We start from the raw sequence: 7,847 nt of genomic DNA on the forward strand, positions 1-7,847 counted from the left end.
AGCGGCCAGAGCCGGTGCGGCCAACGGGTCGACCGCCAACGGAGCGGGCGACGGCGCGTCGGCGGCGAGCGGGTCGGCGGCGAGTGCCGGCGCCAGGCCCAGCGTCCCGTGGATCGCGGCCCAGGTGTGTCCGCCCGGCGCGGCCAGCTCCGCCCCGGCGGGGTCCACCCTCGCCGCGGCGACGGTCCGCCGGAACCCGTCCAGGAGGTCCCGGCATACCCCGCAGCCGTCCAGGTGGAGGGTTTCCCCCGCGGTGGCGTCCCGCTCGCCGAGAGCCAACAGGGCCAGGAGGTCCTCGTCACAATGCGCCATGTTCCACCTCCAGCCGGGAACGAAGCCGCGCCAGGCTGCGGCGGATGTGGCTCTTGACCGTGCCGAGCGGGAGATTCAGCCGGGACGAGATCTGGTCGTGGGTCAGGTCCTCGTAGAAGGCCAGCCGCATGATCCGGGCTTGCGGGTCTCCCAGGCGGTCCAGCTCATCCTCTAGAGTGAGCCGGTCCGCTAGCGCCTCGGGAGTGGGCCTGCCGGCGACTTCGCCCGGCACCGACACCAGCTGCCGGGCAGACTGCTCGAGGTCGCGGCGGTGGGCCCGGGCCGAGAGCGCGTCGGAGATCTTGTTCCGCGTGATCCCGATCAGCCACGCCGGTAACCGGGCGGCCTCGGGGCGGTAGCTGGTCCTGGACTTCCACGCGCGGATGAAAACCTCCTGGGTGACGTCATCGGCGGCCCCGTGTTCGCACAGTGCCCGGAGCGCGAGCGTGTGGATCAGGGGTGCCAGCAGGCGGTAGGCCTCGGCGAGGGCCCACTCCTCCCCCTGCGCGAAGGCATGGTCGATGCCGGCGTCCCATTCGCGAACGGCAGTCTCCACCGTGTGCCCCTTCGAGCGACAGTGAGACCGTGGAACGTCATTATTCCGACTCGGCGGAGGCGCGGCAACGGTCTTAAGGTCCGGGCGGGCCGCTACATGCGGCCCGCCCGGCGCCTGTCTGGCCGGTCCTAGTTGTCGTGGTTCTGGGACTTGACCACCTGGACCGCCAGGGCCAGGTTGTTGTCCGCGAGGCTGCCCCAGGCGTAGACGATGGTGTTCTCTCCGGCGGTGACTGTCACGGGGGCCGGTCCGATCAGCGCCTCGGTGCTGCCGGCGGCGGCCACGGACGCCTCAACTGTTCCGGCGTCGAGCGTGAGCTTCTTCTGGTCGGGGTTCTCCAGGCCCTCGATCACTGCGGTTCCCCCGGCGAGGACGTCGACGGCGGGTGCGGCGGCCACGTGCCGGACCGTCAGTTTGCCCTTGCCCTCCGGCGCGGGTTTCGTGTCGTTCCGGAACAGCGTGGCGGTGGGTTCGCCGTCGGCGTTCAGGTGTGCCACGGCGGTGTAGTCGCGGCCGGCCTTGAGGTCGACCTTGACCGGACCGATGACGGGGTTGTCGGCGCTGGAGGCGTCCGCTCCCGTGATGGCGATCTTGTGGTCGCCGGCGCTGACGTCCAGCGGACCGGCCAGCGTGCCGGGGGTGAAATTGTCCAAGGTGAGCTTGCCGTCCACCCAGACGTCCACGGTCAGGCCCGGGACGCCGTGGAGGACCGAGAGTTTCGCCGTGCCGGGGTCCGGGCAGTAGCCGCCCGCCTGGGCGGGGGCGGCGAACGCGAGGCTGCCGAGCAGTGCCATGGCACCGACGGCTGCGGAGAGTGATTTCTTGTACATGTGGAGCTCCTCATTGAGGCCCGTGCGGGCGGGTGATGCGCTGACACCCGTACTACTGGCCCAAAGGTCCGCCCGGATGCACCCGCACCAAACTTTTTCCGCACGTGGGCCCCGAACGCAGAGCGGCCCGGCGGATGAGACCGCCGGGCCACGCTGTGAGGATTCGAGGCAGCTCTAGGAGGAGGGTCAGCCAACCTTGCCGGAGAGCGCCACCAGGACGCCCGCCGTGGCGAAGTATTTGTTGCTGCCCAGGTCCTTGAGGGTCTTGATACCCATGCCGGCCAGCAGTTCGTCGTGCTTTTCCGTCAGGCCGGCGAGGGCCGACGGCGGTGCCGCCAAAACCTCATCCAGCGTGGCATTCTCATATGCCTTATCGAGGGCCTTGCCCAATTCGATGGAAACTGCCATGGTCATTTCCTTTCATCGGTGGGGTGGAAAAATTGGTGGGAACTGCGCCGTGTCAGGGCCTGCGGTCGGCCTGCAACGCGTCGCGGATTTCGGTGAGCAGGGCGATTTGCGGGTCTTCCGCCGCCTCGTCCTTAACGTTCGGGTGAATGCCGAGGCGCCTGTTGCGGCGTTCGATCATCTTGTTCATGGGGACGACGATGATGAAGTAGATCGCGGCCGCCACCAGGAGGAAATTGACGATGGCGGTGAGGAGGACGCCGAATTTGATGTCGTTGCCGTTGAGGGTGACGACGGCAAAGCTATCGAAATTCGGCGAACCAACGAGCGCCGCGATAAACGGCATCAGGACGCTCTGGACGAGGGCAGTGACCACGGCGCCAAAAGCTGCGCCAATCACGACGGCGACGGCAAGGTCCACGACGTTGCCTTTGAGAATGAAATTCTTGAATCCGGTTAACATGTTCACCAAGCTACACTCCGGAAATACACCAGCAGATACCTTGGGGTAAATTTCCGGAATTATTTTTGACGGGAACGGAAATCACCGCTTGGCGGCACGGACCCGCTTCCGGTCGAGAATCAGCGACGCCGCGATCCCCAGCATCCAGATGTCCTTGGCCAGACCGGTGCCCTGCTGGGTGGGGCGGATCCCGTCCGCCTCGGTCATCCCCGGGGTCTTCAGGTACATGGTGACGAGGGAACCGGAGAAGGCGGCCAGGCCCAGGCCCACCAGCCGGCTCGGGATGAACGGGGCCAGCAGCGCCGCGCCGAGGGACATCTCGGCGTAGCTCAGCATCTTCCCGAAGGTCACCGGGTCCATGCTGGCGACGGGGGGAAGCGCCCGCGCGGCCATGGCCTGGACTCCGGCGGCGCTCTCGGCGTCGAGGTTCCGTTTACCCCAACCCGAGTTGAGGATGAAGGCTCCGGTGGTCAGGCGCAGTGGAAGTTGGCTCAGTCTCATGGCGGTCCCCTTGGCTGTGTGGTTGTGGGTGGTGCCGGATACGCAAGAGCCTAGTGACCCCCGGGCCGCCTCCGCCAGACCCCGGTGCGGTTCGCGGGGCCGGGTGCCCCTCCCCTCACGCGCCGTGTTCTGTCAGCATGGGAGCGGCACCGGAGCCCGCGGCACAGGAACCCCGCATTCGGCGGTCTATCCAACGGGCCCATTCATCGGACCTTTCCAACGAGGAGGGGAGGAACCATGGCAGGAGACGGGAAGTTCAGGATCGTGGTGGGGGTGGACGGCTCGCCGCAGTCGCAGGCGGCGCTGGACTGGGCCGTCGAGGAGGCCGGCCTGCGTTCGGGAGAGGTGCTGGCGATCGCCGCCTGGCACTATCCCTACGTCAGCGACGCGCTAGGCCAGGCCTGGGATTACGAAGTGTTCCAGCGCGACGCCGAGACCATCCTGGAATCGGAACTGGCCCGGGCCGGGAACCGGGGCGTGGCGTTGACCGGCCGGGCGGTGCAGGGCAACCCGGCGTCGGCCCTCATCGAAGCCTCCCGGGACGCCGACCTCGTGGCCGTCGGATCCCGCGGGCACGGCGGATTCACGGGAATGCTGCTGGGCTCCGTGTCCTCGCAGACGGTCCACCACGCCCACTGCCCGGTACTGGTGATCCGCGAACCCGGCGCCTAGGGTGATCCCATGCCCAGCCGTATCGCAGGAATAGCGCTCGACGCCGCCAACCCCGGACTCCTGGCCGCCTTCTGGTGCGCCGTCCTGGACTGGGAGGTGGTGCCCGAGGACGGTGACGGCGAAGAATTGATAAGCATCGCCGCGCGGGACCGCTCCGGGACGTGCATGGACATCATCGCCGTCCCGGAAGCCAAGGCGGGAAAGAACCGGCTGCACCTGGACCTGCGCGCCGACGGCATCTCCACCGCCGCGGAACTGCAGCGCCTCCTCGATCTCGGCGCCATCCGTGCCGACGTCGGCCAGGGCCCGGACGTCAGCTGGGTGGTCCTTGCCGACCCGGAGGGCAACGAATTCTGCCTGCTCTCCCGCACGGTGCAGGACGTCCTGCGGGACGACGAGCAGACCCGGCAGCAGACGCAGCCCTAGCCGCGTCCGCAACCGGGCACCGCCGGCTACAGCTCAGTACCGGTAGAAGCCCTCGCCCGTTGCCACGCCCAGCTTGCCGTGGTCGATGTAGTTCTCCTTCAGGTAGCGTGCGAAGGCCTGCGAGCCGGCGTCGGGCGCGTTCGAGGAGATGTTGTACGCCGTCGTGAGGCCGACGACGTCGAAGATCTGGAAGGGCCCGCTGGGGGCCCCGGTGGCGATCCGCCACGTCTTGTCGATGGTCTGCGGATCCGCGACGCCCTGCAGCAGCAGGCCCGCGGCGGCGTTCAGCAGCGGCACCAGCAGCGAGTTCAGCACGTAGCCGGCCTTCTCCTTCCGGATTTCCACCGGCTCCAGGCCGCTCTCCCGCGCGAAGGCGACGACGGCGTCGAACGACTCGGGGCTGGTCTCGGCGGTGCCCATGACCTCGGCGATGTTCTGCGCCCAGATGTTGTTGGCATAGTGCAGGGCCAGGAAGCGGTCCGGCCGGCCGGTGGACTCCTTGAGGTCGCTCGGCAGCAGGGTGGAGGAGTTCGTGGCGAAGATGGTCCGCTCCGGGGCCAGGGCCGCGAGGGAGCGGTATATCTCGCGCTTGAGCTCCAGTACCTCGGGCACGGCCTCGATCAGCAGGTCCGCGTCGGCCGCGGCGTCGCCCAGGTCCGAGGTGAGCCGCAGCCGGGTGAGTGCCTCTTCAGCCTTGCCGTCGGCGGCGCCGGGCACCTGGCTGCGGTATATCGCGGCGAGCCGGTCGAAGCGTACCCGTGCCGCGCTGAGGGCGTCGTCGTCGACGTCGTAGGCGGTGACGGCGAACCCGTGGAAGGCGGCCTGGTAGGCGATCTGCGAGCCGAGCACGCCGGCGCCTAGGACCGTCAGGTTGTGGATCGGGGCCATGCGGGTACTTCCTTTCCGTCCGGCTACGCGCCGGGGTTGGTGGTGCCGTAGATACTGCGGATCCAGATGGTGGACAGGACATCCAAGGCGCGGGACTCCTCCAGCGCCGGGGTTTCCCGGTTGAGTACGGCGGTGATGACCCGCTCGTTCATCAGGTTGAGGCTGACGGCCAGGTCGTGGGGATCGGCTCCGTCCGGCGCCGCGCCGCGGGCCTGTTCGGCCGCGATAACGTCGCTGGAGAAGTCCACCCAGGACTGCATGGACCGGGACCAGAGCGCGCGGACCTCTTCGTTCCGGGCGCGGGCGGCGATGGCGGCGGTGGCAACGCCGCGGTGGTCGGTAAACACGTCGACGAAGACGCCGATCGAGCGGGTCCAGGCGGCCACCGCGTCCCGGCCGAAGTCCCGCGGCAGGGCCCCCACCCGGTGCTCCACTTCGGTGATGACCCGGTCCAGGAGCGCCAGCAGCACCGCGTCCTTGGAGGGGAAGTAGAAGTAGAAGGTGGGCCGGGAGATGCCGGCACCGCGGGCCAGGTCCTCGATCGAGACGTCGTCGAAGGACCGCTCGGCGAGCAGCGCCTCGGCGGTGATGAGGATTGCGTCCTGGCGTTCGTCGCCCGAAATCCGGGCGCTTCGCCTGCCTCGTTCAGCCATGCGCCCATCGTAGCGCCTCGTCTCAACAGACTGTTGACTCTTTCGACACCGAGTCGATAACTTGGCCGTATGAGCGAACACGTGGATGTGTTGATTGTCGGAGCGGGCCTGAGCGGCATCGGATTTGCCAGCCGGTTGAAGCGCGAGCTGCCGGGGAAGAGTTTTGCGGTGCTGGAGTCCCGCGGGGCGGTCGGGGGGACCTGGGACCTCTTCCGGTACCCGGGCATCCGCTCGGACAGCGACATGTACACCCTCGGGTATTCGTTCCGGCCCTGGGAGGGCGCCAAGGCGATCGCGGACGGCGATTCCATCCGCGACTACATCCGGTCCACGGTGGCCGACGAGGGGCTTGAGCCCGCCATCCGGCTCAACACCCGGGTAGTCTCGGCCGACTGGTCCAGTGAGACCGCGCAGTGGACCGTCACCGTGGTCCGGACCGGCGACGGCGAATACCGCCCCGACGAGGCTCAGGACGGTGAGCGGCAGACACTGACGTGTTCGTTCCTCTCGGTCTGCTCCGGCTACTACCGCTACGACGAGGGCTTCAGCCCGGCCATCGAGGGCGCGGAAGACTTCGCCGGCACCATCGTGCACCCGCAGCACTGGCCCGCGGACCTGGACTACACCGGCAAGCAGGTGGTGGTGGTGGGCAGCGGTGCCACGGCCGTGACCTTGGTGCCCTCGATGGCTAAGACGGCCGCGCGGGTCACCATGCTGCAGCGCTCCCCCACCTACATTGCCCCGGTCCCCGCCCGCGACCACCTGGCCGACCGGCTGCGCGGCAAGCTGCCCGCCCAGCTGGCCTACGACGTCGTGCGCGTGAAGAACATCCTGTTCTCGATGTTCACCTACCAGCTGAGCCGGCGGCGCCCGGAGACCATGAAGGCCATCCTGCGGAAGTCGGCGGTGGCCAAGTTGCCGTCCGGGTTCGCGGTGGACACGCACCTGGCGCCCACCTACCAGCCGTGGGACCAGCGGGTCTGCGCCATCCCCAACGGCGACCTGTACCGCGCCATCAGCGCCGGTACCGCGGACATCGTCACGGACCGGATCGCGCGGATCACCCCCGAAGGCATCGAACTGGCCTCGGGCGGCTTCCTGCCGGCCGATGTGATTGTTACGGCCACCGGGCTGAACCTGCTGGTGATCGGCGGCATGTCGCTCACCGTTGACGGGGAGCCGGTGGACGTGGGCCGGACGCTGACCTACAAGGGCATGATGCTCGACGGCGTCCCCAACTTTGCGCTGACCATCGGCTACACCAACGCCTCCTGGACCCTGAAGGCGGACCTGGTGGCCGGCTACGTGGTCCGGCTCCTGAAGCACATGGACCGGCGGGACCGGCAGTGGGTGGCTCCGGCCGCACCGGCCGAGGTTTCCCAGGGTGAGCTGACGTCGCTGATCGACCTGAAGGCCGGGTACATCTTCCGCGGTTCGGACCTGTTGCCGCGCCAGGGGGCCGGCTCGCCGTGGCGGCTGCACCAGAATTATTTCCGCGACTTCGCCCTGTTGCGCGCCGGCCGGCTGACCGACCGGGTCCGGTTCGGGCGCCGCGGCCAGCGCGTCCGCGCCGGGGCGCCGGCGGCCCCGGCCCCGAAGGACCCGCTGGAACTGCCGGGCACCGGCTACATCCAGGTAGGCGGCACGCGGCTGCGCTACCGGAAGACCGGCAGCGGCAGCCCGGTGCTGCTGCTCCACGGGATCGGACAGAGCCTGGAGGACTGGAACGAACAGCATGAGCTGCTGGCCGGGCGGCACACCGTGTACAGCGTCGATCTGCCGGGCTTCGCCTATTCGGAGCGGCTGCCCGGAGCGGCGACGCTCGCCCGGCTCGCCGGCATCCTCCCTGGCTTCCTCCACGCCGTCGGGGTGCGGGAGCCGCTGCCGGTCATGGGCAACTCCCTCGGGGGCGCCGTCGCCATGAAGCTGGCGGCGGACCACCCGGAGCGGGTCGCCGCCCTGGTGCTGGCCAACAGCGCCGGCTTCGGCAAGGAGGTCACCCTGGTGCTGCGGCTGCTGGCGCTGCGGCCCGTGGCCGCGCTGCTGATGCGCCCGGCGGAAGCGGCCTCGCTGCGGACGGTGCAGTCGCTGTTCTATGACAAGTCGCTGGTGACGCGGGACCGGGTGGCGCACGCCCTGGC

At 68.9% G+C, this 7,847-nt stretch carries 10 protein-coding genes and 1 pseudogene; 3 read left to right on the forward strand and 8 right to left on the reverse strand.

Features of this window, described 5'->3' with window-relative positions; genetic code table 11:
- The 6 genes and pseudogenes from AB0305_RS21915 to AB0305_RS21940 form a co-directional block, all read right to left on the reverse strand.
- Positions 1-312, reverse strand: a pseudogene (locus AB0305_RS21915) (anti-sigma factor); the annotation flags it as partial.
- Complete coding sequence (locus AB0305_RS21920) at positions 299-868, reverse strand: sigma-70 family RNA polymerase sigma factor (protein WP_290257668.1); 570 nt, start codon at positions 866-868, stop codon at positions 299-301. The gene AB0305_RS21920 and the pseudogene AB0305_RS21915, both read right to left, overlap by 14 nt.
- A 128-nt stretch (positions 869-996) precedes the next feature.
- On the reverse strand, positions 997-1,698 hold the full coding sequence (locus AB0305_RS21925) for a DUF4397 domain-containing protein (RefSeq protein ID WP_364135313.1): 702 nt from the start codon (positions 1,696-1,698) through the stop codon (positions 997-999).
- A gap of 186 nt (positions 1,699-1,884) precedes the next feature.
- Positions 1,885-2,106, reverse strand: coding sequence for a hypothetical protein (locus AB0305_RS21930; RefSeq protein WP_290257666.1), 222 nt, complete (start codon positions 2,104-2,106; stop codon positions 1,885-1,887).
- Positions 2,107-2,158: 52 nt separating this feature from the next.
- Entirely contained in the window at positions 2,159-2,566 is a 408-nt protein-coding gene (mscL, locus tag AB0305_RS21935; protein WP_364135310.1) for a large conductance mechanosensitive channel protein MscL, read from the reverse strand.
- Positions 2,567-2,647: 81 nt separating this feature from the next.
- Entirely contained in the window at positions 2,648-3,067 is a 420-nt protein-coding gene (locus tag AB0305_RS21940; RefSeq protein ID WP_290257664.1) for a hypothetical protein, read from the reverse strand.
- A gap of 237 nt (positions 3,068-3,304) precedes the next feature.
- On the opposite strand from AB0305_RS21940, the gene AB0305_RS21945 reads away from it, so the two are divergent.
- Positions 3,305-3,739, forward strand: coding sequence for a universal stress protein (locus AB0305_RS21945; RefSeq protein WP_364135307.1), 435 nt, complete (start codon positions 3,305-3,307; stop codon positions 3,737-3,739).
- A 9-nt stretch (positions 3,740-3,748) separates the two neighbouring features.
- Positions 3,749-4,165 carry a VOC family protein gene (locus AB0305_RS21950; protein WP_364135304.1) on the forward strand — a complete coding sequence of 139 codons (417 nt, stop codon included), beginning with the start codon at positions 3,749-3,751 and terminating at the stop codon, positions 4,163-4,165.
- Between the two features lie 33 nt (positions 4,166-4,198).
- Here the strand turns inward: AB0305_RS21950 and AB0305_RS21955 are convergent, their stop codons facing one another.
- Complete coding sequence (locus AB0305_RS21955) at positions 4,199-5,053, reverse strand: 3-hydroxyacyl-CoA dehydrogenase (protein WP_364135301.1); 855 nt, start codon at positions 5,051-5,053, stop codon at positions 4,199-4,201.
- A gap of 23 nt (positions 5,054-5,076) precedes the next feature.
- Positions 5,077-5,706: a TetR/AcrR family transcriptional regulator gene (locus tag AB0305_RS21960; protein ID WP_364135298.1), complete on the reverse strand. Its 630-nt coding sequence runs from the start codon at positions 5,704-5,706 to the stop codon at positions 5,077-5,079.
- Between the two features lie 69 nt (positions 5,707-5,775).
- Here AB0305_RS21960 and AB0305_RS21965 point away from each other — a divergent pair.
- Positions 5,776-7,847, forward strand: a 2,072-nt coding sequence (locus AB0305_RS21965; RefSeq protein WP_366174026.1) for an alpha/beta fold hydrolase, incomplete at its 3' end; no start/stop codon positions are given.

This window comes from Arthrobacter sp. NPDC080086, assembly GCF_040702285.1.

Bases quoted from the DNA above. Each gene is read 5' to 3' on its own strand.
- AB0305_RS21950 (WP_364135304.1), top strand. From the start codon at position 3,749: ATGCCCAGCCGTATCGCAGGAATAGCGCTCGACGCCGCCAACCCCGGA.
- AB0305_RS21925 (WP_364135313.1), bottom strand. From the start codon at position 1,698: ATGTACAAGAAATCACTCTCCGCAGCCGTCGGTGCCATGGCACTGCTC.
- AB0305_RS21955 (WP_364135301.1), bottom strand. From the start codon at position 5,053: ATGGCCCCGATCCACAACCTGACGGTCCTAGGCGCCGGCGTGCTCGGC.
- AB0305_RS21960 (WP_364135298.1), bottom strand. From the start codon at position 5,706: ATGGCTGAACGAGGCAGGCGAAGCGCCCGGATTTCGGGCGACGAACGC.
- AB0305_RS21930 (WP_290257666.1), bottom strand. From the start codon at position 2,106: ATGGCAGTTTCCATCGAATTGGGCAAGGCCCTCGATAAGGCATATGAG.
- mscL (WP_364135310.1), bottom strand. From the start codon at position 2,566: ATGTTAACCGGATTCAAGAATTTCATTCTCAAAGGCAACGTCGTGGAC.
- AB0305_RS21945 (WP_364135307.1), top strand. From the start codon at position 3,305: ATGGCAGGAGACGGGAAGTTCAGGATCGTGGTGGGGGTGGACGGCTCG.
- AB0305_RS21940 (WP_290257664.1), bottom strand. From the start codon at position 3,067: ATGAGACTGAGCCAACTTCCACTGCGCCTGACCACCGGAGCCTTCATC.